The sequence below is a fragment of the Phosphitispora sp. TUW77 genome, assembly GCF_048453025.1.
Classification (GTDB): domain Bacteria; phylum Bacillota; class Thermincolia; order Thermincolales; family UBA2595; genus Phosphitispora.
In genome coordinates this window covers 992,307-1,016,205 of record NZ_CP156677.1, presented here as the reverse complement: position 1 = coordinate 1,016,205, position 23,899 = coordinate 992,307, and the positions used below count along the sequence as shown (strand labels likewise).

Here is a 23,899-nt window from a genome sequence, read left to right as displayed (position 1 = left end):
AATATTAAGGGGTAGATGTATTCATCCGGCAAGCAGCAGCTTTTACCTGAGGAATACACTACCCCTGTTTCAATGAATACACTACCCCTGTTTTAATATTAGTGTGTAATTCAACTGGTGTGTAATTCAACTTTGGGTTGGAGAAAAACTGTTTTTCGATTTTTGAATAATACTATGTCCCCTTCTCTAACACTGTCCGGTAATTCCGTACATGACACAACTTTAGCAATTCCACCAAATTCCAGAATAGCAAATTCTCCTACAATTTCAGAAACCCTGGCCCGAATCACGCCCCGTCTCCTCCTTTAAATGATTTATTTAAGAATTCTTGTAAGTAAGTGTTTTATTTTTTCACACTGGAAACAGTATATCATAAAAAGAAAATAAAATGGTGAAAAAACGTACGTCAAATTCCTACACCATTACAGTTATTTTGTCGAGAACAGATAAACTAGAAAAGGAATCCCTTTAATCGGAATTCCTTTAAAATAAACTAGCTTCCCGTTTTTTCCTGCTGTTCCATTTCCAGTTCTCTCATTCTTCTGTTCAGCAGCCTGTCAAAATCCTTTTGAACATTTCTCCTGTTAATTTCTGCTTCAACCAGCTTGCAAACTCTTTTAGCCCTATCCTTAACAGAAGCTGCACCGCATTGACATTGCTGACTCTGCCAGATATACTCATCAACTAAACGTTCAAGTATCATTTTGGGAATTTGCCTTCTGGCATCACTTGTTATTGTAAACTGAAAAAACCTTTGCATAAAACCCCTTATACCTCCCGGATTATTGTGTAAGATTTTGTAATAAATATTGGTATCTTATAATATTTTATCTTAATTAGTAATTTATTGCAATAGATAAGTTTTACTAAAATAATTATTTAAACTTTATGCTTCTTCTTTTGGAGCCCGAATAGTAAGTTTTCCGCCCTTAAAATCAATTTCAGTTTTTTTTGAATTCACTCTTACCGGAAGGCTGCAGGCCCTGGTAAACTTGCTCCACTGATATTCTTTCTTTTCGCCCTTTTCTTTTTGGAGCAGGTTTTCACCGCTTATCACCACACTGTCCTGTCTTACCACAACATCAATGTTATCTTTAACTGAATTCGGAATATCACCTGTGATAATCAAGTCACTGCCCTCTTCCTTAACCTCAAGGTTCATCCTGTTTCCTGCTAACTGCGATGAATACAGCTCTTCAGAAAATGATTTCATAAAATGAGTAAACAATTTGTCTAATTCATCAAAAAAACCGGTTATGTCCTGAAACGGATTCCATTTTGCCAGGTCAGCCATAGTGGTCACTCCTTTCCACTAACATATTATGCAATTAACATAATATTTGTGCTGCCTGTGGCTGGGAGGCCTATTCCAGATACCGCACAGTCAGTTCATATGGCTGAACTGATGAATTGCCCAGGTAGTCATAAGCTTTTATATAGTAATATCCCTCCTTGACTGCATTAAAGGTACCTGCTTCCTCTATTCCGGTCATAGATTGGTCAGCCCTGCCCAATAATTTGCCGTCAGGATCATAGACCTCAAATACGCCATCAATATCCCCAGAAACATCTAGAGTCACTCGCAGTTTACCATTTTTCGGAATATAAATCTTATACCAGTCAATATCTTCAATCCCCATAAAAGTTGCTTTTAAGGCAACACCGCTTGTAATTGCCGCGGATTTTTCCAAGGTATTGTTATTTTCCCATGCATCGGGAGCCGCAGTAAATGGTTTGATAACAAATGAATACCTTCCCTCGGATTTACCCCCAATAGGTAAAATGACAATATAATACCTGCCCGGCTTGGCGGGTGTAAACACCCCTTCATCAGGCTCACCGGCATTCCCGCTGTCTATTTCAGCCACTAAATCCAGATCCGGTTCCAGAATTTCCCCTGAACCTTCTTCAGTTCCGCCTTCAGTCTCAGCAGAATCCCAGTTATTAATTTCCTTTGCTACAATCACAGCAGTATCCAATTTGTCCGGAGGGGTAATATAGACAAGTAATGGCTGGGGGTCAACTACATCAAGGACATAAACATCCAAATCATCAGCAGGAAAAATTGTCCCTTGCTGGACGGTACCCTGGACAATAGGAACTGCCATTAGCGGCTGATCATTAATTTCCCGATCCACAAAATCATAGTTGCTGAATTTAACATTTAATTTATAATTATCTACAATCTGACATCCCCAATTAAATACATTAATATAATATTTACCGGGATTAACTATGATATCAATTGAACTTTCCTCTTCAAAATCCCATGGATATTCATAAAATCCCCCACTGGCATAATAACCCAGAGCTTCTTCTTCAGGATTACCAAATACATAGATGCTGCAACACCCACCCCTTGGCTCCTGAAAATCAACTGAAAGTATTCCTGTTTCCGTGACTTCAACTTCAAACCAGTCTTCGTCCTCTTCTCTATGGAAATTAGCTGTAATTTCTTCTCCCAAACTTATCCGGGCTGCCTGGTGCCAGATGTCATTTCTTTCATAGCGGTCCCTGGAAAAAGTGAAATCAGACATATTCAAAGTGTAGCCGGCATTTTGGGAAGCGCCGCCGGTATCATACACCCTAATGTAGTATAACCCATTATGGGCTTTGGGAAAGAATATAACTCCTTCCTCATCTTCACCTTGACCACCCTTATTAATTGTCTCATAATACCAATTGCTGTCGAAAATATAATCATAATTTCCCCAGACATCTTCACTGTAATTAGATACACTCTGCACATCAACAGCCAGATCCAGTCCGTCAGGAACATCGAGGGTTATTTTGTAAGCTTTGCCGTTCAAGCGGACTTTGAACCAATCCTCATCAGTCCCGTCCTCAATAGCTCCATTCACATTTTTCAGTACATTAAGTTTTTTGGCTTCCTCATAGGTATTATTAGGTTCGTAATTATCTATGATAAGTTCATCATTTGTAAATGCTCTTGCCACAATGGTATAATTCTCTTCGGACCAACGGAAATGGTTCCCGAATACCTTAATATAACATTCACCTTCCCCTACATCTGCAACCAGCCCGTAAACAGTTTCAGCAACTTTTAGCGAAGTTCCTGACGGTGCATACATATTGGTTCCCCATCCAATACCGGCTCCATTTCCAATTGTGTTAAAAGAAGATATTACCCCTCCTGAAGAATCACACACCTCAACCCCCGGGCTGACATTGCCTGCCGGCAACACCTCTACCTGAAGGTGACTTTCAGGCGGAATACTTATCTTAAACCAGTCCACATCAGTTCCGGAATCTAACTTTTCCAATACCGGCTGCCCATTCTCAAGAATAACCGCATCTTCCATGCTGTCATTAGAATCCTGTACGTTCTTGAGAACAGCTGCCAAAGCCCTGCCGATATTAATCCTCCCATGACCAAACTCAGGGTCCCATCCGGGCTCTCCCAGGTCATCAGCAGTAACTTCAATAATCTGCCTGACATCATCCACTGTCAATCCAGGTTCTTTAGCCAGCAGCAGGGCCGCCAGACCGGCAACCATTGGTGAAGCCATGGATGTGCCGCTCATTTCGGTATATGTGGAACCTTTATAGGAATCCCAAACGCAGCTGTATATATCTTCACCCGGTGCACAGACATCAATTAATGGTCCATAACTGGAAAATTCAGCAAGGCTGTTTTCCCTGTTTATGGCGGAAACAGAAATTACTTTTGAAATTGCCGCCGGATAGCTGATATCCTCTGTAGCCCAATTCCCGGCCGCAGCAACCATAACCACTCCTTTTTCATACGCATACTCAATAGCCTCGTTCAAAACCTCAGATTGAAACCAGCTTCCAAAGCTCATATTGATAACATTGGCACCATGGTCTGCAGCCCACATAATCCCGTCACTTATTGAAGTATCTGTACCTTCCGACCCGTCAAACACTTTAACAGGCATAATTTTGACACCAGGCACTCCGGCCACTCCGGCCACACCCAGGCCATTATTCACCATGGCGCCGGCAATCCCAGCCACATGGGTCCCATGGCCGTCACTGTCCCTTGCGCTTTTCAGAGGGTTAATCGTATTGACCCCCGGTACCAGCCTGCCTTTTAAGTCAGGGTGGTTCACATCCACCCCCGTGTCAAGCACAGCTATAACTACGGGGCTTCGGGAATCATTGACATTCCAGCCCATTTCAGCATTAATCTGTTTCATGGCCCACTGCTTCCCATACTGTGAATCATTGGGAGCACCAAAAAGCTTGTATGTATAATTTGGCTGGGCATATAACACCGCGTTTTCCCTGCTGAGCTTCTGCGAAAGGGCTGTAACATCAATATCTGCCGATACTTCTGCAACAACATAACCTAACCGGTCATCCCACCGGACCATTTTCATCCCGTATTTTTCCAACAATTTAAAGATATCAGCAACGCGTTTGGTTTTAAATATAACCTCACCATTACGGTATATCGGTTCCGATCCATTTGGGCCTACTCCGGGACTATACTGTGATGCCCCTGCGGCCTGTGTGAACATCATGGCTATAATCAGCACCAATGCCGCCAGAAACTGTATTTTCTTTAACCTTATCATGTGTTATCCCCTCCGTTTGAAATATTAATTCCACAAATTTCCTAAAAACCCTGCTGGGGAAAAATGAAATAAAGATAAAACCCTGCCCGGAAGATACCGGACAGGGTTAGTGAATAGTGTATTTTTCTTGTGCAATAACTCACCAGATTCCCGCCCATCAAAAAGGGAACATCCCACTTATCGGACATCCCCGTTCTTTCTTCTTATTCCCTTTATGTTACCTATAATACCTTTGCATGTCCCCGGTAAATCAGTCCCCTGGTCCCATCTATCGTAATAATGGTTCCTGACTCTAAAATTGCAGAAGCGTTGTCCACTCCAACTATAACCGGAATCCCTAGGTTAATACCAACTATAGCGGCATGTGACGTAAGTCCCCCGGCTTCTGTTATCACCGCTCCGGCCCTTTTCATAGCAGGGATAAAAGCCCTGTCAGTGGAAGCAGTTACCAGGATATCCCCTTGAACAACTACCCTGTTAGCTTCCTGCGCGTCAGCAACAACCCGGACAGTACCGGTTACTGCCCTGGCCCCTATGCCTGTTCCTCTGGCAATCACATCACCGACAATATGAACCTTGATCATGTTGGTGGTACCGGGAACCCCAACCGGAATTCCTGCTGTAATCACCACAAGGTCACCACTTTGAATGAGATCGGCATGAAGAGCGCCGCTTATCGCGGCATCTATCATTTCATCAGTACATTCTGTCTCTGGAACCATTAATGGCGATACCCCCCAGACTATCGTCAGCTGACGCACTACATCCATATTAGGGGTCACAGCGATAACCCTGGCCTGGGGACGATATTTGGAAACCATCCGTGCTGTATAACCTGACTTTGTTGAAGTAATAATTGCCGCAGCTCCAAGGTCAAAAGCAGTGGCACATGTAGCATAACTGATAGCATCAGTCACAGTCTTTCCAGGAGCAATTTCTTTTCTGCCCAGGATTTCCTTAAATCCCAGCGCCCTTTCAGTCCTTGTGGCAATCCTTTCCATCATGGCAACTGCTTCCACAGGGTAGCTGCCGGCCGCAGTCTCTCCTGACAGCATCAGGGCATCTGTCCCGTCAAATATGGCATTGGCCACATCAGTAGCTTCCGCCCTAGTGGGACGCGGGTTACTTATCATGGAATCAAGCATCTGGGTAGCTGTAATTACCGGTTTCCCAAGCCTGTTGCATTTTTCGATAATCATCTTCTGGATTAGGGGCACCTCTTCAGTAAGGGTTTCAACCCCAAGGTCCCCCCTGGCCACCATAATTCCATCTGCAACTTTTAATATTTCATCAATATTTTCGACTCCCTGGTGGTTTTCAATCTTTGCTATTATCTCAATACCGGATTCATTTTCCTCCAGTACTTTCCTAATCTCTAAAACATCGGAAGCAGTCCTGACAAAGGAAGCAGCAATAAAATCGAAGTCGTTTGCTACAGCAAACCTGATGTCTGCTATATCTCTTTCCGTAATGATAGGGAGGTTTACTGTCTGCCCGGGCAGATTAATGTTTTTCCGGCTTCCGATTAAGCCGCCATTAACAATATGGCAATGTATTTCAGTTCCCTCTACAAATTCAACCTCAAGTTCAACCAGTCCATCGGCTATAAGTATTTTCGAGCCCTGGCGGACATCGCCCGGCAGACCCTTGTAGCTAACGGAAAGTCGCTCTGCAGTACCTTTTACATCTTCAGTGGTCAGTATTATATGTTTTCCGACCTCTAGAGAAACCTTATCTGCTTCAAGTAAGCCTGTTCTTACCTCCGGCCCCTTGGTATCCAGCATTATCCCCACTACTGCATTCAACTCCCCTGCAGCTTGGCGGATTAAGGCAATACGGACAGTATGTTCTTCATGGGTCCCATGGGAAAAATTCAACCTGGCAACATTCATTCCATTACAAATCATTTTTTTAATGATTTGTAGAGAATCGCTTGCCGGGCCTATTGTACATACAATTTTTGTGCGTCTTATGGTAACCACCCCGTTTAAATGGAAAGAATGCCTGCCAGCTCATAAACAGATGTATCAATAGTCTTCTTCTGGCTTAAAGCATAGTCAATATCAAAATCTTTAAGAGTTCCCGATATCATGCCTATCATTTTAGCGGTTTCACCTCTGACCAACAAATCAACAGCCATGGCACCCATCCTGCTGGCAATAATACGGTCAAAAGAGGTAGGGGTCCCTCCGCGTTGAATATGACCCAAAATAGTGACTTTTGTATCCGCTCCGGTTCTTTCCTTTATCAGTCTGCCGATCTCTATTCCGCTGGCGGCTCCTTCAGCTACAATTATAATACTGTGTAATTTACCGCGCTGCATGCCCCGGTCAAGCTTTTCAATTATATCATTTAAATTAACACATATTTCAGGGATCAAGATAGACTCAGCCCCGCCTGCCAGACCGGCTTCAAGGGCAATAAAACCTGAGTTTCGTCCCATTACCTCTATAACATAAGTCCTTTCATGAGAAGTGGCCGTATCCCTTATCTTATTGACAGCATCCACTACATTGTTGACAGCGGTATCAAATCCTATAGTGTAATCTGTACAGGGAATATCATTGTCAATGGTGCCCGGTACCCCAATAAACCTAACACCATGTTCCCTCCCAAATATCTGTGCCCCCCTGAAGGAACCATCCCCGCCGATAATGACTAAAGCCTCAATCCCTTGACTGTTCAGGTTGTGGGCTGCTTTCATGCGCCCCTCCGGTGTCCGGAAATTCTCAGACCTGGCAGTCCTTAGGATTGTCCCGCCGCGATGGATAATATCTGCCACAGAACTCAGGTTCATTTTCCTGAATTCACCCCGAATTAGCCCAGAATAGCCGCGCTGGATGCCAACAACTTCCAGCCCGCTGAAAATAGCTTTTCTTACCACTGCCCTGATAGCAGGGTTCATCCCGGGGGCATCTCCACCGCTTGTCAAAACACCGATCTTTTTCAATCCTGAAGCCTCCTAAACTGTCAGTGAACATTAAATATCATCTGTATTCTATCCGGAAATAAATTGTCCTATGCCACGGAATTTCTCATACCTTTTCTGCAGCATTTCTTCAACAGACATTTTCCGCAAGCTTTCCAGACTCTTTTTTAAAGTCCCCCCTAAGCGGGCAGCTATTTCATGATGGTCTTTGTGTGCACCTCCAAGAGGTTCCGGAACAACCTCATCAATTATACCCAATTCCGCCAAATCATAAGCAGTCATCTTCATAACCCCCACAGCTTCCTGGGACCTTGCAGGGTCTTTCCAAAGTAATGAAGCAAAAGATTCAGGAGAAATCACTGAAAACACCGAGTTTTCCAGCATCATCAAGCAGTCACCCACCGCAATTGCCAAAGCACCCCCACTGCCTCCTTCACCGATTATCGTATTAACAACCGGCACCCGAAGTTTCATCAAGCGGGCCAGGTTTTGCGCAATAGCCAGTGCCTGGCCGCGTTCCTCTGCACCCATGCCGCAGTGAGCACCGGGGGTATCAACAAAAGTGAATACAGGGCGTCCAAATTTCTCCGCCTGTTCCATAAGCCTAAGGGCCTTTCGGTTCCCTTCCGGGTTTGGCATACCAAAATTCCTGGCCAGGTTATCCTTAGTATCTTTACCCTTAGCATGGCCAATAACCGTAACCGGTAATCCCTGAAACTTGGCAATCCCCCCGATAACGGCCCTGTCATCGCCAAAATAACGATCACCATGCAGTTCTATGAAATCCTCAAACATGTGTTTAATGTAATCCAGTGTCCCCGGTCTTTCGGGATGCCTTGCGATAGCAACCCTCTGAACAGGTGTAAGGTTTCCGAATATTTCTTTTTTTAGTGCCTCTGCCTTAGCCTGCATTGTGCTTATCTCTTCCGTAAGGTTAATTCCCTTTTCATTGCTGAAGTTTTTTAATTCCTCAATTTTAGCCTCAAGCTCGGCAATAGGCTTTTCAAATTCAAGCATAATGCTGGGCATTTGCATTTCCTCCGGTCATATGTAAGTCTAGCAGCTTAATCAAAGTATTCCTTAAATCAGCTCTGGGCACCACCATGTCTATAAGTCCATGGTCCAGCATAAACTCTGCCGTCTGGAAACCTTCAGGCAGTTTTATTTTCATTGTCTGTTCTATTACCCTGGGCCCCGTAAATGCTATCAAAGAGCCTGGTTCGGCAATAACAATGTCCCCCATAGAGGCAAAACTTGCCAAAACCCCTCCCGTTGTAGGATCTGTAAGCACAGTAATATACAAAAGCCCGGCTTCATGCAGCTTAGTTAAGGCTCCGCACGTTTTCGCCATCTGCATAAGGGAAATAACCCCTTCCTGCATTCTGGCCCCGCCTGAAGCAGTAAACATGATTAGGGGGACGTTGTCGTCAACTGCCCTCTCAACTGCCCTGACAATTTTTTCTCCAACAACAGAACCCATGCTGCCCATAATAAAATTATTGTCCATAACCCCAATAATAACAGGATATCCGCCTATATTGGCTTTACCTGTCACAATAGCTTCATTCAACTTGGTAGCTTCTACCGCGGCAGCCACTTTATTAGGATAATCCTCAAAATCAAGGGGGTTAGTAGATTGAAGGCCTGCGTCCATTTCAATAAAGCTGCCTTCATCAACTGTTATCTTGATGCGTTCCCTGGCCCCGACACGAAAATAGCCCCCGCATTTCCGGCAGGTTTTTAGACCTTTCTCCAGTTCCTTGGCATAAAGAATTTCATTACAGTTTGGGCATTTCTGCCACAAACCGTCAGGCGTATCTTTTTTAGTTTTATCAGCATGTACGGTAACATACTTCGGTTTACGAAACAGGTCTTTAAACATTAAAGACTATGCACCTCATTTCATTACTCCACTGTTAAACTAAGCGCCGGTTGAACAGCCCCTTACAGCTACTAGTACTTTTGGGGTATGATCTTTACCGGCGGATAATTAACAACAGTCAACCTGTGTCAATGACTAAACAAAACTCTACCATCATTGACAGGGTTGACATGTAATGTTTATTAATAAATATTTGCCATATCATTTGGTCATCCTACGGCACTGTTAAGAATTTCCATGGCTTCATCCACCTCTGATTCGGGAACAAGAATCTCAATGGCCCCCGTATCGTTCTCATGCGGTAATCCAATAGCACGCAATGTAACTAACAGACCCTCGTTTGCCAGCACTTTTTGAAGGTTCTCGGCAACTAATTTGTTAGGCGCTATATAGACCACTGTCCACATGTCCTAGCCCCCTATCTGCTACATTCATTGGGATGGAACAATTCTTACATAGTCCTTCGACTAGTATTGTCTATATTCCTTTATTTTTAACCAAATAAAAAACAAGAATATCCAGAGCAGAAACCCTGGACTTTTTTTATTAGGAACCTGACTCACACAAGCCATGTTTGGTCAACACCTGGGCCCTGCCGCGAATCTTCATAGCCGAAGTGTGTTCGGTAAACTGGGCTATCATAACTTCTCCCTTATCAAGCTTCTCCGAATGATGAAATTTTGTGTCCTGTCCCCGTGTCAAGCCTATAATATTAACACCGTTTTCCAATGCCTTAATTACAATATATTCACCTACAATTTGCGATTCCTTCAAACTTATCACCTCACGTTAATTCTCAGGCAAGGTAATGATACCACAATTTGTTTATATTTGCAAGAAATCCAAGCAGCGGGAGTTTCACTCCTTAACACATACGGAATTCTCACCCAGCAGCTGAGTCAATTCTGTAAGCGCACCTGATGAACTGTCTATCCACCATTCCTTTGAAGTCCTGATGACTTTTTTGCTTGATTCAAAGTATAGTACCACAGGATTATTCCCCGTGTTACGGCATAATATCTCCTTTATTCCTGATAACTGGTTCTCGGTATCAGTTTCGGGCACTTTCAGATAAACAGTGACCGGGGGCCTATCATCAAGCCCTGAAATTCGTTCTGCAATAACCTTGACTTGCTCATCCCTGGTGTTAAAGTTTACCCTTCCCCTGACAAGTATCGCGGCATCAGGTTTCAGCAGAAACCTGTTTTCCCTGTAAACCTTTGGGAAAACCACAACTTCCACACTGCCAAGCAGGTCCTCCAGGGCTAAAAATCCCATAGGTTCCCCCTTCCGGGTTGTAATCTGGCGCATTCCGGCCATAACGCCACCGACAACAACCGGGGTCTCATCGGTCAGGTCTGCAAGCTGTGCTGTGTTATGTGACACTCTTTCTCTGAGGACATCCTCATATTCCTTAAGGGGATGCCCGCTTATATAAAGCCCTAGAAGTTCCTTTTCCATTGCCAGCATCTCCCTGGCAGGAAATTCGGACACATTTGGCAAAGGTTCTGCAGTCTTTTCCAAGATAGGATTGCTACCTCCCAGGTCAAAGAGGGATATCTGACCATTGGCTTGATCCTTCTGACTCTGCTGGGCAGCATCCATACACTTATCGGCCGCAGCAACAAGCTGAGCACGTTTTGCCCCCAAAGAATCCATAGCCCCGCATTTGATAAGGCTCTCCAAGGTGCGTTTGGTCACGTGCCGGTGATCCACCCGTTCACAAAAATCCTGCAGGGACGTAAACGGCCCGTCCTGTTTACGGGCTGCAATGATATTTTCAATTGCTGACCGCCCTACGTTTTTCACTGCTGCCAAACCAAACCTAATCTTATCACACACAACCGTAAAACTAACAAGGCTTTCATTAACATCAGGAGGCAGGACATCGATCCCTTCCTTGCGGCATTCTTCGATATACAGAGCCACCTTGTCACCGGAATCAATAGCTCCGGTGAGCAGTGCCGCCATGAAAGCAACCGGATAATTGGCCTTCAGGTAAGCAGTCTGATATGATATCAGGGCATAAGCTGTACTGTGACTCTTGTTAAAGCCGTAACCGGCGAAGAACTCCATGAGGTCAAATATCTGTCCGGCAATGTCAGGTGCAATTCCTTTATCCTCAGCGCCCTTAACAAACTGGCTCCTAAGTCCGGAAATAACCTCAGGTTTCTTTTTACCCATAGCACGCCTCAGCAAATCGGCTTCACCCATTGTAAATCCGGCCAGGTCACCGGCTATTCTCATAACCTGTTCCTGGTATAGAATAACACCATATGTTTCCCGCAGAATCGGTTCCAATGACGGATGCAGGTAGGTAATCAAGCTTTCACCATGTTTGCGCCTGATAAAATCTTCCACCATCCCGCTCCCCAGGGGACCGGGACGGTACAGCGCCACCAGGGCAATAATATCTTCAAACACCTCGGGCTTTAATTCCTTAAGAATCGCCCTCATCCCGGAGCTTTCCAATTGAAATACCCCAATACTTTCACCCTTCCCCAACATATCAAAAACAGCCCGGTTATCCATGGGGATGGTGTCAATGTCTATTTGCACTCCTGAGATATGTTTGATAATATTTAGGGCATTACCAATTATCGTCAGTGTCTTTAAACCCAGCAGGTCCATTTTAAGGAGTCCGATTTCTTCCACAGTGTCTTTGGGAAACTGTGTTGCCACCAATCCATCGGTGGTCCTGTATAGCGGCAGGTAAGCAGTCAACGGCTCTTTACCGATAACAACACCGGCCGCATGAGTAGATGCATGTCTGGGCATACCCTCAATAGCCCGGGCCATATCAAGAAGTTTCTTCACACCGGGATCAATGTCATAAATCCGGCGCAGTTCAGTCCCATTCTCCAAAGCCCGGTCAAGGGTAATCCCCAGTTCCGCGGGCACCAGTTTGGCTACCCGGTCCACATCGGCATAAGGCATATTCATCGCCCTGCCCACATCCCTGATAGCTGCACGGGCTGCCATTGTACCAAAGGTAATAATCTGGGCCACCCGCTCTTCCCCGTAACGGTCTACCACATACCTGATAACCTGTTCCCGTTTTTCGTAACAGAAGTCAATATCTATATCAGGCATCGTCACCCGCTCCGGGTTCAGGAACCTCTCAAACAGAAGGTCATATTTCAGTGGGTCTACATTGGTAATTTCCAGAACATATGCGACCAGACTCCCTGCCGCACTGCCGCGCCCCGGGCCTACCGGAATACCGTTCTCCCTGGAAAACCTAACAAAATCCCATACTATAAGGAAATAGCCGGAAAATCCCATATCAGCGATTACCTTCAGCTCATAATCCAGTCTCTCCCTGACCTCCGGCCCGGCACCGGGGTAACGGTATGCCAACCCCTGAATACAAAGTTTCTCAAGATAAGTTTCTACAGTGTGGCCCGGAGGAATCTGGTATTCGGGCAGGTAAGTGTTCTCAAAATCAAGGGTCACATTGCACCTTTCGGCTATTCTTACAGTGTTCGCCAGGGCCTCCGGGTGTTCTCCAAAAAGCAGATGCATTTCAGCAGTATCCTTAAAATAAAACTCCTGTGTCCCAAAGTCCATACGGTCCGTATCTTCCAAGGTTTTTCCCGTTCCAATACAAAGCAGGACATCCTGAACCTCAGCATCTTCTTTTTTGACATAATGAACATCATTAGTCGCCACCAGTGGTATCCCCAGCTCGCTGCTGATCTTTACCAGTTCGGCATTAACAGCCCTCTGACCCTCTAAGCCATGTTCCTGCATTTCAAGAAAAAAATTCCCTTTGCCAAATATTTCTTCATATTCCTTTGCTGCTCCCCTGGCTAAGCTAAACTGAGAAGTTTTTATAGCAGTGGCGATTTCCCCGCCCAGGCAGCCGCTCAGGGCAATTAGTCCCTGACTATACTTCCTCAGGGTATCCTTATCAGTCCTGGGCTTATAGTAAAATCCATGGGTATAGGCACGAGAAACTATGTAAAGCAGGTTACGGTAACCAGTCTCGTTTTCAGCCAAAAGAACCAAGTGATAATTAGCATCATCCTTACCCGGTTCCCGGTCTCCCATTGACCTCGGCGCCACATAAACCTCACAGCCAAGAATCGGTTTTATGCCGGCTTTATGAGCCTCCTTATAGAACTCAATAACCCCAAACATAGCCCCATGGTCAGTAACTGCCAAGGCCTGCATGCCATTTGCGGCTGCGGCTGCCGCCAATCCCCTGACGCGTGCCGCTCCATCAAGAAGGCTGTATTCAGTATGTACATGTAGATGAACGAAATCCTGCATAACTACGGCCTCCATAATGAGCTCTTACATCTTCATTACAAATTCCCTGTCATATAATTCGTCTTAAAAATAATATTTCCTCGTACTGCACCTAAAATTTAATTGGCTTATCCGGATAACTAACCGCCGCTAGAGCTCCCGCTTCATAGAGCGATAGCCTTAGCGGCGGTTAGTTATTTCAACAAATGCCTTTTTTCATATTTGATTAAAACCATTGGCCCACTCCAGAGACATTATATAAAATTGGGGAACCTCTTTTTCATCCAGTTTTATCAGGGATGCATAATAGGAAAAGCTCTTCCAGTCTCCTTTTTCATAAGATAATATCAGCTCAAAAATATCCCGATAAATATGTTTTTCACCCAACAAGGTTTTTTTGACATCCTCAGAAACCGGAAGTTCAGCTAAAATGTCAGACATTGACCTTCCAATAATAGCATCAATTAGAGAAAACATGCCAACCAGAAACAAATCCGAACTCCTGTCAGCCAAACCGCATTTCTGAGCAATCAATTCACCAAACCTGGCCCTTATAATTGAGCTGGTCAAAATTTCATCAGGTTTATCCTCACACATGCCTTTTAATGTAATTAATGACAGCCATTTCTTAATTTCCTGTATACCAAGCATTACCAGTGCATGTTTAATTGAAGTTATTTTGGTTCTGAATCCAAATGCAGCTGAATTAATATAGCGAAGCAGTTTATATGACAAGGAAACATCACGCTTTATAATATTGTCAAGCCTGTCAAAGTCAAGGTCAACCATATTAATTTCATGCAGTAATTGAATATAATTCAATTTGTTGGCAGGAATATCTTTTCCGGATATAATTATAGGTTTGCTGAAAAAATATCCTTGAAAATAAGTAAATCCACTTTCTAGGGCCTGTTTAAAATCATCTATTGTCTCAACTTTTTCTGCAAGAAAATTTACTTTTTTATTCCTATACTTATTTATCAGGTTCTTCCGGTTCTCACTGGGTGTCTCAAGAAAATCAATCTTAATAATATCCGCTATATCCAGAAGAGGTTCGTAAACAGATTCATAAACGAAATCGTCCAGAACCAGCATGTACCCCAGCTCTTTCAGCCTTTTACATGCTGTCACAATCTCTTTGTTCCTCTTTACATGCTCCAAAATTTCAACTGCTATCAAATCATTCGGCAGATTTGCAGCAACCTCATTCTTAAGCAGGTTTTCCGTAAAATTTATAAAAGCCCTTTTGCCACCAGTAAGTGATTCCAGTCCAAAAAGCAGGAAACTATTGGCAATAACCTCTGAACTCGCATAATCTCCATTCGAATCAGGATAATAGTTTTCTGTCCCTAAGCGATATAAAAGCTCGTAGCCAAATACCTGCTGGCATCTGTTAAATATGGGCTGTCGCGCAACAAATACATCCATTTCTTTCCCCTCCCAGACACCGAATCCACTTTGCCATTACCCTTTAACTATAAACTCAACTCTTGCCATTTTTTTTGTTAATTCTACATTAAACTACAATTTTCCTTCTTTGAACTCTTATCTACTTTTTAACTTCGGCCAGCCAAATTTCGTTCATTAAATGGGCCAGTGCACGAAGCATACCGTCATAATGCCCGAGAATTTGCTGGTATTTAGGGTGAACTGTTATGTTGCGCAAGTGACGGAAATCATGTAGTATTTCTCTCTGCTGCTCAGAAACTAATCCCTTTGCATAGAGATAATTGATTTTATCGCTTAACACAGGATACCGGCCTTTGTTTTTTACCCTTGGACCTCCTGAAACCTCGTATTTTTTTGATATTATCGCTTCCAGGCTTTTCAAGGCTTGTTCCACAGCTACCGTACAGAACGGGTAATATAGGTATCCATATGCAAACAAGGCTTTAGAAATTTCAAATATATTCTTTATGTATAAAGGAATACTGCAATGAAGTTCAATATCCGCTACAGCCCTCACAAAATCATTTTCAGTGGTTCTAGTCACAGTTCCTGTAGCAAAATCGATGTTTTCCATTGATTTGCATATTTCATCAGGCTCAAAATAGTTTTTTATGCTGACCTTGGTAAAACATGAACCCACACTGTCAGCCAGCAGATGCCACCACTTTTCATCCCAGTACTTATGTGCATTAGCAGAAGTAGAAGGAGCAACAAAAATCCTCGTTTTGCCAATGCTAACGTCTTGAAACCCGTAAACAATGTCACGTTTGGCACAAAAACTCTTCGCTGCCTTTTTTCCGTTAAAACACAGTACTTGCGTCTTATATGTTTTAATTTTATCAATAAGTTCATCCCGATTAAAATTGTAATCAGTAAGTCCTAAACCATACAAGGTTACATCCTTATAATTCCCCGGGTCTATCCTGAAAGGTGTAAGGCAGGTCCGGTGCAAAATGTCCCAGAACTTATTGCCAGGACTGCTGTAATAATAGCAGTCAGCTGAGGTCGTTTCACCTATCACATTGGAACAAAAAATTATTTTCATCCCGTCTTTAAGCACATCAGGCAACACTGGTTATCCGCTCCCGTACCGCACAGTTATATTACATGTTTACTGTTTTATCCTGCCCCAGAACCGGTAACTGTAAACTTGCCAACAGCCGCAAATATTGATAATCTTAATACAAAACATTTCCGAGAGACTTCATAAATAATAAGGAGGTATAAAAATGATCTTGGAATTTATGGGACATGCATGTTTCATGCTAAAAACAAGGAATACTGCCATGATTATCGACCCTTATCTGAATGGCAATCCCCAGGCTTTAACAAAGCCGGATGACATTAGAACGAACTGGGTTCTGGTTACCCACGGGCATGCCGACCATCTTGGGGACGCTGTAGAAATTGCACTGAACAATAAAGCCACAATTATTACTATCACTGAGGTTGCCCGTTACTGTGAAAAAAGCGGTGCCAAAACACATGCCATGTATATCGGCGGCAAATATAATTTTGGAGACTTCACTGTAAAAATGACTCTTGCTCTTCATGGCAGTTCAATAGGAACCAACCCAATTGAATACCTTGGTCAACCCTGTGGGTTCCTTATTTTTGCCGAAGGCACGACTATTTACTTTGCAGGAGACACCGGAATTTTTGGGGATATGGAGCTTATCGGCAGACTGCATCCCATTGACCTTGCAATATTACCAATAGGAGACAATTTTACCATGGGTCCTGAGGATGCTTTGGAAGCAGTTAAACTTTTAAAACCAAAACATGTTATCCCGACTCATTATAATACTTGGGATATAATCACCCAAGACCCCAACAAATTCAAAAATGCTATTGAACGGGAAACCGGAATACCCGTTACGGTTCTTCAGCCGGGCAGCATGTTTAAATTATGAGCTCTGGTAAAACAAAAATCAGGAGCAATTGTACTTTACTCCTGGTTTCTTTTTTCTTATAGACGTCATTTAATTTTCATGGAAACTTTACTTCAATCTTACAAAAGCTTTTATATCACCGAAGGAGACATCATCAGGTCCTTACACTCATTACAAATGCCGTAAAATTCCATACGGTGGCTTTTCACTTCAAAACCGGTGGTTTCTTTGACAAGCTTGTCAAGGCCTTCATAAACAGGAATTTTGACATCGAAAAGTTGGTGGCACTTTTCACAATAAAAGTGGTAATGGTTCTTCGGATTGCCATCATAGCGACTGTATGTACTGCCATAGTTCAGTTCCAAAATATGTCCGGCATCCCTGAGAACATTCAGATTACGGTATACTGTTCCCAAACTGATATCAGGAATTGATTTCCTGGCTTGCTCATAAACCCAGTCTGCAGACGGATGACAATCAGAATGTCGTAAAATATCTAGGATTACCTTTTTCTGTTTGGTCATCCTCGTTGTTTTACTCACTATCTTCGAAACCTCCCTAACCTAATACCGGTATTATAGTCGCAATTTTCTATATTTTCAATATATTTAAATGAGGTTAAAATTATAATTTTTAAAAACAAAATATTGTACTTATAAGTTCTCATATTAGTATAACTTTTTCAGGCAAATCAGTCAACCTATTATTCCCTATATTTGACTATTTTATTTATTTTTACATATTTTATTATTAAATTTTGGCTAATATTAAATGTTTATTCATGGTTGTTGGGATAATAATACCTTCATATAGATATCTTCATACTGCTGTCTAATTTTTTCCATCCGAAAAGCATCATTGGCATGTTTTTGAGCGTTTTCAGACATTTCACCCCATCTTTCGGGACTGCTGAGAACTTCAACTGCTTTCAAAGCCATAAGTTCCACTTCACCAACCGGGAGCATAAACCCCGTGACACCTTCCTTGAGAACTTCCGGCAGTCCCCCCTCCAATGAAGCAACAACAGGAACCCCACAGGCCATAGCCTCAAGAGCAACCAATCCAAAACTTTCTTTTTCGGAAGGCAGCAGACAGAGATCTGATATTGATAATAGCTCCACAACCTGTTCCTGTTTGCCAAGGAAATGAACTCTGTCACCGAGTCCCAATGTCATTACCTGCTTATGGGCAGCCTGAGTCTCGGGGCCGTCTCCTACCATCAACAGCCTGCCGGGTATTTTCTTGTTAACCTGAGCAAATATATCAATAACGTCTTTCAATCGCTTAACCGCACGGAAATTGGATATGTGAATAAGTATTTTTTCTCCCGGTTCAGAATACTTTAGTTTCAACCCCGGTACAGCAAGCCTGCGGTATTGTTCCAGGTCTATAAAATTATAGATAACCTCAATTTCTTTTGAAATATTAAAAAGTTCGATTGTCTCAGTTTTTAGGGAATTGGATACCGCGGTAACAGCGTCACTTTCCTCAATACTCATCTTAGTGATATCAAAAAACTGGGGTTCATGTCCTACAACAGTAATATCGGTACCGTGTAAAGTAGTTACCACAGGCAGGTATTTATTCGTAACCAGTTTCCTTGCCAGCAAAGCACTGACCGCATGTGGAATAGCATAGTGCACATGAACCAAATCAAGGTTAGCCCACCTCGCTACCTCACCGATTTTACTGGCCAGGGCAATCATATAAGGCGGAAACTTAAAAAGAGGATAATCAAGAACTTCTACCTCGTGATAAAAAATATTATCATGGAACATGTCGAGCTTAAAAGGACGGTCATAAGATATGAAGTGAATTTCATGGCCCTTCTGGGCCAGGGCCTTGCCAAGTTCGGTAGCAACCACCCCGCTGCCGCCATATGTAGGATAACATACTATTCCTATCCGCATTTTATCTCCCCCATACTCTTAAGGGGTCTTCCAGAGGAACAGGGCTCCTGACCAGAAAAGCCTCACCATATGCAACCCCTATTTGTGAACCCTGGAACCTATCCCTGCTTTCGATAAACTGGAGGGGAGCTTTAACACCAAGTATTGCAAGAGGCTTTAGTCCGGCATCACCAAATTGTGAATAATGCGCATTAACAGCTTCCTGTTTTTGAGCATAGTATTCAGAAACATCAACTATAAAGGAAAAGCCCTCCATCCTGTTTAGAAAATAATATATAATTATATTTGGCCTGAATGCCTCCATCTCCGGCTCCAGTTTCCTCAACCCGGCCTTAAAATGGGCTTCTGTAACCAAAAGACTTGTGTTTACATGGTCAGGATGGCGGTCATCCCAATAAGGAGCAATAATAACCTTTGGCCTGTACGTCCTGATAACCCTGGCAGCCTTCATGACATTTTCATGATCAACAGTAATATTTCCGTCAGGCATTTCAAGATTTATTCTCCATTCTGCCCCAAGTATTTCGGCTGCCTTTTGCGCTTCCTCGATTCTGATATCCGGTGTGCCCCTTGTACCCATTTCCCCTTTGGTCAGGTCTACTATGCCAACCCGGTAACCTCGAGCCGCTTCTTTTGCCAGGAGGCCGCCGGCCCCAATTTCAACATCATCAGGATGTGCCCCAAAGGCAATTATATCTATTTGATCACGTGTTGTTTCCATAATCATGCCTCCTGTTGTAAACTACAGTCCTATTTAAGCATCTGCCTTAATAAAGCATTTGTGTTCTTATGATTCTATCCAAATGTGCTAAGGTATTGCATTCAAACATACGGCAGTACCCCCTGAAAACACCAACACTCGGCGTATCCGGCCACATTCTGCGAGGCAGAGTATTTAACCAAATAATGTCTTTTACCTTTTTCTTCACAACACTTAAGCGGTATGCCGCCTTTTCAGCATTAAGAACCTTTGTGTCACTGACTACTATAATAAGAGTCTGCTTATTAAGTATATTACCATGCTTTTCATCAATTTCCGCAAGTGCTTTCCCGAAATCAGTACCCTTCCCCCAACTCTCGCTACGGTTAATTATTTCAGTCATTATTTCTGCAAATGGCCTTTTCTTATCAAATTTCCCGGTGATGTTTTCAACATCCTCGGAAAAAATAAAACTGTCAATTTCTTTTACAACTGCAGAAAGGCCGTACATAAACTGTAATACAAATACCGCATATTTGGCCATAGAGCCGGAAACGTCACAAATTAACAATAATTTAGGCTTTTGAACTTTTCTGGTCCGGTATTTCAACCGGAACATTGCTCCTCCATAGCGAATATTGTACCTGATGGTCCTCCTGAGGTCAATGCCCTGTTGTTTATTGGTCCTATGATAACGTCTGGCAATCCTTATTGACAGGCGGCGTGAAAGTTTGTTTATCAACGCTAAGGCAGCAGGCATATCTGTATCGGTTATTTTCTGAATATCCTGGTAAATCAGGTGTTCTTCATCCCGAATATTCTCCACAACCTCCCGAAGTACTTCGTCAATTTCTTCCTCACCCGTATATTCTACTTCAGGCGGGCCCCCATCCTGAAGCTTGAGATAGTGCCGCCAATAATTGAGTGAACTCCTAACCATGTTTGCAATCAACTGTTCCGGGTTATTCACCGGATTGCTGTGAAACTGTTTCTGCAAGTAGTCCCGCAATTTATTCCTCTTATCTTCCGGCAGTTTTGTATATACTCTTTTTTCCTCTTCAGTCAAAGGAAGTTTTACTTCCCTGGCAGCATTCCCATCCGGGTCCTCAACTTGATATATTAATTCTTCTTCGGCTGACCCGATTTCCCGCACTTCTTTTTCACGCATGTCATCATTCCTGGCTGTCCTATCACTTCTTTCTTCAGAAGTGATAAAAAATGACCGGAACGCCTGGTTCAAAATCACCCTGTCCTCCAAAGACTTGGTCAGAGTGGCCATAAGGGCAATTTTAACCTGGTTGCGGTCAAGGATATCCAGCTCTATTAGTGCATTAATGGCATCAACTGCCTCTGCCGAACTTATTCTAAGCCCAAGATGGCGGAGAATTTGAATAAACCTGATAAAATTATTTTCAAATGTATTTTGCAAGGGGGCATTATTCTCCATAAGGCTACCCCCTTCCCTTGTGCCCTGGCTGCCTATTTTCATTTAGAAAACTGATAAGTCCCTCTGTTCCCAGGTTCTGATTAAAGGTATCAATATCATCCTTGTTTTTAAATATTAAGTTCAAACTAAATTTCACTGCATCAGGTGTTAACCTATCGGCATCAAGTGCTGCAACAGCCCTTGCCCAATCAAGGGTTTCAGCTATGGACGGTTTTTTCCTAAGCAGCAGCTCTTCCCTGATAACATTCACCGCTCGGGCAATCTCCAGTGAGAGGCGCTGTCCAATACCGGGAACCTTTGCATTGATAATGCGAAGTTCCTTATCCGGTGACGGGAAATCAAGATAAAGATAGATACAGCGGCGCTTCAACCCGTCAGAAATTTCACGTTCCGCATTACTAGTAAGTATTACTATGGGGATTTGTCTGGCTTTTAATGTCCCCCATTCGGGTATCGATACTTGAAAGTCCGATAATACCTCAAAAAGAAACGCTTCAAATTCCTGGTCAACCTTATCAATCTCATCTATCAGCAGTACCGGTGTCTTCTCAGTCCTTATGGCTTTAAGAAGCGGTCTTTCCAGGAGGTACTCCTCAGAAAAAAGATTGTCTTCGATATCTGCATGCCTGGCATCACGATTAACCTGGCTAAGCTGTATCCTGATAAGCTGTTTCTGGTAATTCCATTCATAAAGCGCCTTGTTCTCATCAAGGCCTTCATAACACTGAAGCCTAATCAGTTCGGCTTCAAATATGGCTGCCAACACTTTTGCAATCTCAGTCTTGCCCACTCCGGGAGGACCTTCCACCAAAAGTGGTTTTTCCAGCTTTAATGCCAGGAATACAGTTACTATGGTTTCCTGGTCAGCAATATAACCTTGTTGTTCAAATGATTGTTTGAGCTGCTCAATCGATATGTCCACAGCCATTCCTCCCTATCTGCTTCTCAGAGAAAGCTTTTCCGAAAGGAAGTCCACTAACCCCGGGGCATCATCCAAACCAAAAACAGGAACATCAGGAAAATGAGTATCACTGGCTACGGCAAGCAGTTCTTTGGGTGGGCTGATGAGGCTGGTATGCACTTCTGAACGGAAAACCTCTATTTTGGGTTTATCTTCCTTTTTATATCCCTCAGTAATTATTAAATCTACTCCGGAAATCCGGGACACTATTTCGTCAAGAGAAAGTTCCCGGCTGCTCTTCTCAAATATACCCAATTGACCTGGACAGGCCAAAACAACTGTATCCGCACCCGCCCGAGCATGCTTCCACGTATCTTTGCCCGGGGCATCCATTTCAATGTTTTTGTGGTGATGCTTTATGGTGGCAATCTTGAAGCCTCGTTTCTTAAATTCTTTGATAAGCTTAACCACAAATGTCGTTTTCCCTGAATTGGAATAACCAACAACTGATATTACCGGTATCAAGGCACGTCCCCCTAAATCAAAATTCTCTCAGGAAATGTATATACATTCATTCTCTTGTTTCTCACAAAACCAGCTATGGTTACACCGAGTTCCTCCGCATGCTTAACTGCCAAGTCTGTTGGAGCGGAGCGAGATGCAATTACTGGCACAGCCATTTTAGCCGCCTTTATCAATATTTCGGAAGATATTCTCCCTGTTGTCAGAAGTACCTTGTCACCCATATCAATTCCTTCAAGAAAACAGCGGCCAATCAGCTTATCGACAGAATTGTGCCGTCCCACATCTTCCCTGAAATATAAAATCCCTTCTTTGGAACAGACAGCAGAACTATGGACACCACCTGTTGTTTTAAAGAGCTCCGACATTTTCTGGGCTTCTCCCATAAGGGCCAATATCTGTCCGGAACTTATCCGCAAATCGGAATCCATAGGCTTTAAAACCGCATCTGACAAATGATAGAAACTGGTGCCCTTTCCACAACCGGTTGTAATATATCGTTTTAAAAAGGTCTCTTCCGCAATAACCGCTGTTTTTCGCGAAGTCACCCTGACAGTTGCCGTTTCCGTATCCACAACTGCATCTTTAAGGTCATCGAGGTCCTTTAAAAATCCCTCGGAGCATAAAAAACCTACAGCAAGCTCATCCAGATACTCCATCGTGCATAATAGGGTTACAATTTCATTTTCATTAAAATATATTGTCAGCGGGCTTTCCACAGTTATCGGATCCTCGACCTCTTCCCGCTTACCTTCCTTTATCCGCCAGGCGCGGACTGTTCTGTAGGTATTATTCATCAGCTTCCTCCTGAACCGTAATTTGTGGTGCATGTAAAGCCATTTTCTGTGCTATATTCAAATCTCCGGGAGTATTTACATTGAAAAACATCATATCCAAGTCGCCAAATTGCCTAATCTCATCAGGACCAACAAACCGGCTATTAATCTTCGAATAAAATGAAACTATTCTGTTCCTGCCATTGTTAAGGCTTGTCTCAATTGCAGGAAGACATTTTTTTGTATATACCGCAAATAAAGGCTGGTAATGCCCCCCCATACGGGGTATAACAGCATCATAGCCTGGTGCCAGGCTAACCAGGTGCACTGCCAATCTGCTCTCAATAAAGGGCATATCACAAGCAACCACAAAATTCACTTGATGTCCCGAGTCCTTAAGACATGTATATATCCCGCCCAGTGGTCCTTGTCCAAACACGGTATCAGGAATAATCCTTGTTCCTGGGATGTTGTGACTGCTAGCATTTGAGGATATAATTATTTCCGGGAATTCAGGAGCAAGCACCTTAACTACTCCTTCAAGCATCCGGTTTTCAGTTACCCGTATCAAGGCCTTGTCCCTGCCCATACGAGTGCTTTTGCCTCCTGCCAGCACTACTGCGGTCGCTTCCAGCATAAAATCCTCTCTCTTAACAATAATTATGTAGATAATAA

At 43.3% G+C, this 23,899-nt stretch carries 22 protein-coding genes; 1 reads left to right on the top strand and 21 read right to left on the bottom strand.

Features of this window, described 5'->3' with window-relative positions; all coding sequences use genetic code 11:
* Window positions 1-110: 110 nt before the first annotated feature.
* The 13 genes from ABFY19_RS04610 to ABFY19_RS04550 form a co-directional block, all read right to left on the bottom strand.
* Entirely contained in the window at window positions 111-290 is a 180-nt protein-coding gene (locus ABFY19_RS04610; RefSeq protein ID WP_418792075.1) for a hypothetical protein, read from the bottom strand.
* A gap of 203 nt (window positions 291-493) precedes the next feature.
* Complete coding sequence (locus ABFY19_RS04605) at window positions 494-760, bottom strand: hypothetical protein (RefSeq protein WP_418792074.1); 267 nt, start codon at window positions 758-760, stop codon at window positions 494-496.
* Window positions 761-886: 126 nt separating this feature from the next.
* Window positions 887-1,294 carry an Hsp20/alpha crystallin family protein gene (locus ABFY19_RS04600; protein ID WP_418792072.1) on the bottom strand — a complete coding sequence of 136 codons (408 nt, stop codon included), beginning with the start codon at window positions 1,292-1,294 and terminating at the stop codon, window positions 887-889.
* A 70-nt stretch (window positions 1,295-1,364) separates the two neighbouring features.
* Entirely contained in the window at window positions 1,365-4,562 is a 3,198-nt protein-coding gene (locus ABFY19_RS04595; RefSeq protein ID WP_418792071.1) for a S8 family serine peptidase, read from the bottom strand.
* A 221-nt stretch (window positions 4,563-4,783) separates the two neighbouring features.
* On the bottom strand, window positions 4,784-6,535 hold the full coding sequence (gene pyk / locus ABFY19_RS04590; protein WP_418792532.1) for a pyruvate kinase: 1,752 nt from the start codon (window positions 6,533-6,535) through the stop codon (window positions 4,784-4,786).
* A 14-nt stretch (window positions 6,536-6,549) separates the two neighbouring features.
* Window positions 6,550-7,512: a 6-phosphofructokinase gene (gene pfkA, locus ABFY19_RS04585; protein ID WP_418792070.1), complete on the bottom strand. Its 963-nt coding sequence runs from the start codon at window positions 7,510-7,512 to the stop codon at window positions 6,550-6,552.
* Window positions 7,513-7,560: 48 nt separating this feature from the next.
* On the bottom strand, window positions 7,561-8,520 hold the full coding sequence (locus tag ABFY19_RS04580; protein ID WP_418792069.1) for an acetyl-CoA carboxylase carboxyltransferase subunit alpha: 960 nt from the start codon (window positions 8,518-8,520) through the stop codon (window positions 7,561-7,563).
* Window positions 8,501-9,373 (bottom strand): acetyl-CoA carboxylase, carboxyltransferase subunit beta, encoded by an 873-nt coding sequence (gene accD / locus ABFY19_RS04575; protein WP_418792068.1) that lies wholly within the window; start codon window positions 9,371-9,373, stop codon window positions 8,501-8,503. The genes ABFY19_RS04580 and accD overlap by 20 nt, the downstream gene beginning before the upstream one ends.
* A 209-nt stretch (window positions 9,374-9,582) precedes the next feature.
* On the bottom strand, window positions 9,583-9,780 hold the full coding sequence (locus tag ABFY19_RS04570; protein ID WP_418792067.1) for a glutamate decarboxylase: 198 nt from the start codon (window positions 9,778-9,780) through the stop codon (window positions 9,583-9,585).
* 139 nt (window positions 9,781-9,919) lie between these two features.
* Window positions 9,920-10,147 carry a trp RNA-binding attenuation protein MtrB gene (gene mtrB / locus ABFY19_RS04565; protein WP_418792066.1) on the bottom strand — a complete coding sequence of 76 codons (228 nt, stop codon included), beginning with the start codon at window positions 10,145-10,147 and terminating at the stop codon, window positions 9,920-9,922.
* An 84-nt stretch (window positions 10,148-10,231) separates the two neighbouring features.
* Window positions 10,232-13,648 (bottom strand): DNA polymerase III subunit alpha, encoded by a 3,417-nt coding sequence (locus tag ABFY19_RS04560; protein WP_418792065.1) that lies wholly within the window; start codon window positions 13,646-13,648, stop codon window positions 10,232-10,234.
* 195 nt (window positions 13,649-13,843) lie between these two features.
* Entirely contained in the window at window positions 13,844-15,055 is a 1,212-nt protein-coding gene (locus tag ABFY19_RS04555; RefSeq protein ID WP_418792064.1) for an EAL and HDOD domain-containing protein, read from the bottom strand.
* A gap of 121 nt (window positions 15,056-15,176) precedes the next feature.
* Window positions 15,177-16,148, bottom strand: coding sequence for a mismatch-specific DNA-glycosylase (locus ABFY19_RS04550; RefSeq protein WP_418792063.1), 972 nt, complete (start codon window positions 16,146-16,148; stop codon window positions 15,177-15,179).
* A 157-nt stretch (window positions 16,149-16,305) separates the two neighbouring features.
* Between ABFY19_RS04550 and ABFY19_RS04545 the strand changes: the two genes are divergently transcribed.
* Window positions 16,306-16,989, top strand: a complete 684-nt coding sequence (locus tag ABFY19_RS04545; protein WP_418792062.1) for a metal-dependent hydrolase — start codon at window positions 16,306-16,308, stop codon at window positions 16,987-16,989.
* 110 nt (window positions 16,990-17,099) lie between these two features.
* Here ABFY19_RS04545 and ABFY19_RS04540 read toward each other — a convergent pair whose 3' ends face one another.
* The 8 genes from ABFY19_RS04540 to mobA form a co-directional block, all read right to left on the bottom strand.
* Window positions 17,100-17,510 (bottom strand): Fur family transcriptional regulator, encoded by a 411-nt coding sequence (locus ABFY19_RS04540; RefSeq protein WP_418792061.1) that lies wholly within the window; start codon window positions 17,508-17,510, stop codon window positions 17,100-17,102.
* Window positions 17,511-17,747: 237 nt separating this feature from the next.
* A complete protein-coding gene (bshA, locus tag ABFY19_RS04535) occupies window positions 17,748-18,878 on the bottom strand; it encodes an N-acetyl-alpha-D-glucosaminyl L-malate synthase BshA (RefSeq protein WP_418792060.1) in 1,131 nt (376 codons plus the stop codon).
* A gap of 1 nt (window position 18,879) precedes the next feature.
* Entirely contained in the window at window positions 18,880-19,599 is a 720-nt protein-coding gene (bshB1, locus tag ABFY19_RS04530) for a bacillithiol biosynthesis deacetylase BshB1 (protein ID WP_418792059.1), read from the bottom strand.
* A 46-nt stretch (window positions 19,600-19,645) separates the two neighbouring features.
* Window positions 19,646-21,025, bottom strand: coding sequence for a vWA domain-containing protein (locus ABFY19_RS04525; protein WP_418792057.1), 1,380 nt, complete (start codon window positions 21,023-21,025; stop codon window positions 19,646-19,648).
* Between the two features lie 4 nt (window positions 21,026-21,029).
* Complete coding sequence (locus tag ABFY19_RS04520) at window positions 21,030-21,953, bottom strand: AAA family ATPase (protein WP_418792056.1); 924 nt, start codon at window positions 21,951-21,953, stop codon at window positions 21,030-21,032.
* 6 nt (window positions 21,954-21,959) lie between these two features.
* Entirely contained in the window at window positions 21,960-22,451 is a 492-nt protein-coding gene (mobB, locus tag ABFY19_RS04515; protein WP_418792055.1) for a molybdopterin-guanine dinucleotide biosynthesis protein B, read from the bottom strand.
* Window positions 22,452-22,462: 11 nt separating this feature from the next.
* Window positions 22,463-23,245, bottom strand: coding sequence for a formate dehydrogenase accessory sulfurtransferase FdhD (gene fdhD / locus ABFY19_RS04510; protein ID WP_418792054.1), 783 nt, complete (start codon window positions 23,243-23,245; stop codon window positions 22,463-22,465).
* On the bottom strand, window positions 23,238-23,861 hold the full coding sequence (mobA, locus tag ABFY19_RS04505) for a molybdenum cofactor guanylyltransferase (protein ID WP_418792053.1): 624 nt from the start codon (window positions 23,859-23,861) through the stop codon (window positions 23,238-23,240). Before mobA ends, fdhD begins: the two co-directional genes overlap by 8 nt.
* Window positions 23,862-23,899: the final 38 nt, after the last annotated feature.

What these genes read in the sequence shown, in the direction of transcription:
- ABFY19_RS04605 (WP_418792074.1), bottom strand. Translation starts at nt 760, where the DNA reads ATGCAAAGGTTTTTTCAGTTTACAATAACAAGTGATGCCAGAAGGCAA.
- ABFY19_RS04600 (WP_418792072.1), bottom strand. Translation starts at nt 1,294, where the DNA reads ATGGCTGACCTGGCAAAATGGAATCCGTTTCAGGACATAACCGGTTTT.
- ABFY19_RS04595 (WP_418792071.1), bottom strand. Translation starts at nt 4,562, where the DNA reads ATGATAAGGTTAAAGAAAATACAGTTTCTGGCGGCATTGGTGCTGATT.
- ABFY19_RS04580 (WP_418792069.1), bottom strand. Translation starts at nt 8,520, where the DNA reads ATGCCCAGCATTATGCTTGAATTTGAAAAGCCTATTGCCGAGCTTGAG.
- accD (WP_418792068.1), bottom strand. Translation starts at nt 9,373, where the DNA reads ATGTTTAAAGACCTGTTTCGTAAACCGAAGTATGTTACCGTACATGCT.
- ABFY19_RS04570 (WP_418792067.1), bottom strand. Translation starts at nt 9,780, where the DNA reads ATGTGGACAGTGGTCTATATAGCGCCTAACAAATTAGTTGCCGAGAAC.
- ABFY19_RS04560 (WP_418792065.1), bottom strand. Translation starts at nt 13,648, where the DNA reads ATGCAGGATTTCGTTCATCTACATGTACATACTGAATACAGCCTTCTT.
- ABFY19_RS04555 (WP_418792064.1), bottom strand. Translation starts at nt 15,055, where the DNA reads ATGGATGTATTTGTTGCGCGACAGCCCATATTTAACAGATGCCAGCAG.
- ABFY19_RS04545 (WP_418792062.1), top strand. Translation starts at nt 16,306, where the DNA reads ATGATCTTGGAATTTATGGGACATGCATGTTTCATGCTAAAAACAAGG.
- bshA (WP_418792060.1), bottom strand. Translation starts at nt 18,878, where the DNA reads ATGCGGATAGGAATAGTATGTTATCCTACATATGGCGGCAGCGGGGTG.
- bshB1 (WP_418792059.1), bottom strand. Translation starts at nt 19,599, where the DNA reads ATGGAAACAACACGTGATCAAATAGATATAATTGCCTTTGGGGCACAT.
- ABFY19_RS04525 (WP_418792057.1), bottom strand. Translation starts at nt 21,025, where the DNA reads ATGGAGAATAATGCCCCCTTGCAAAATACATTTGAAAATAATTTTATC.
- ABFY19_RS04520 (WP_418792056.1), bottom strand. Translation starts at nt 21,953, where the DNA reads ATGGCTGTGGACATATCGATTGAGCAGCTCAAACAATCATTTGAACAA.
- fdhD (WP_418792054.1), bottom strand. Translation starts at nt 23,245, where the DNA reads ATGAATAATACCTACAGAACAGTCCGCGCCTGGCGGATAAAGGAAGGT.
- mobA (WP_418792053.1), bottom strand. Translation starts at nt 23,861, where the DNA reads ATGCTGGAAGCGACCGCAGTAGTGCTGGCAGGAGGCAAAAGCACTCGT.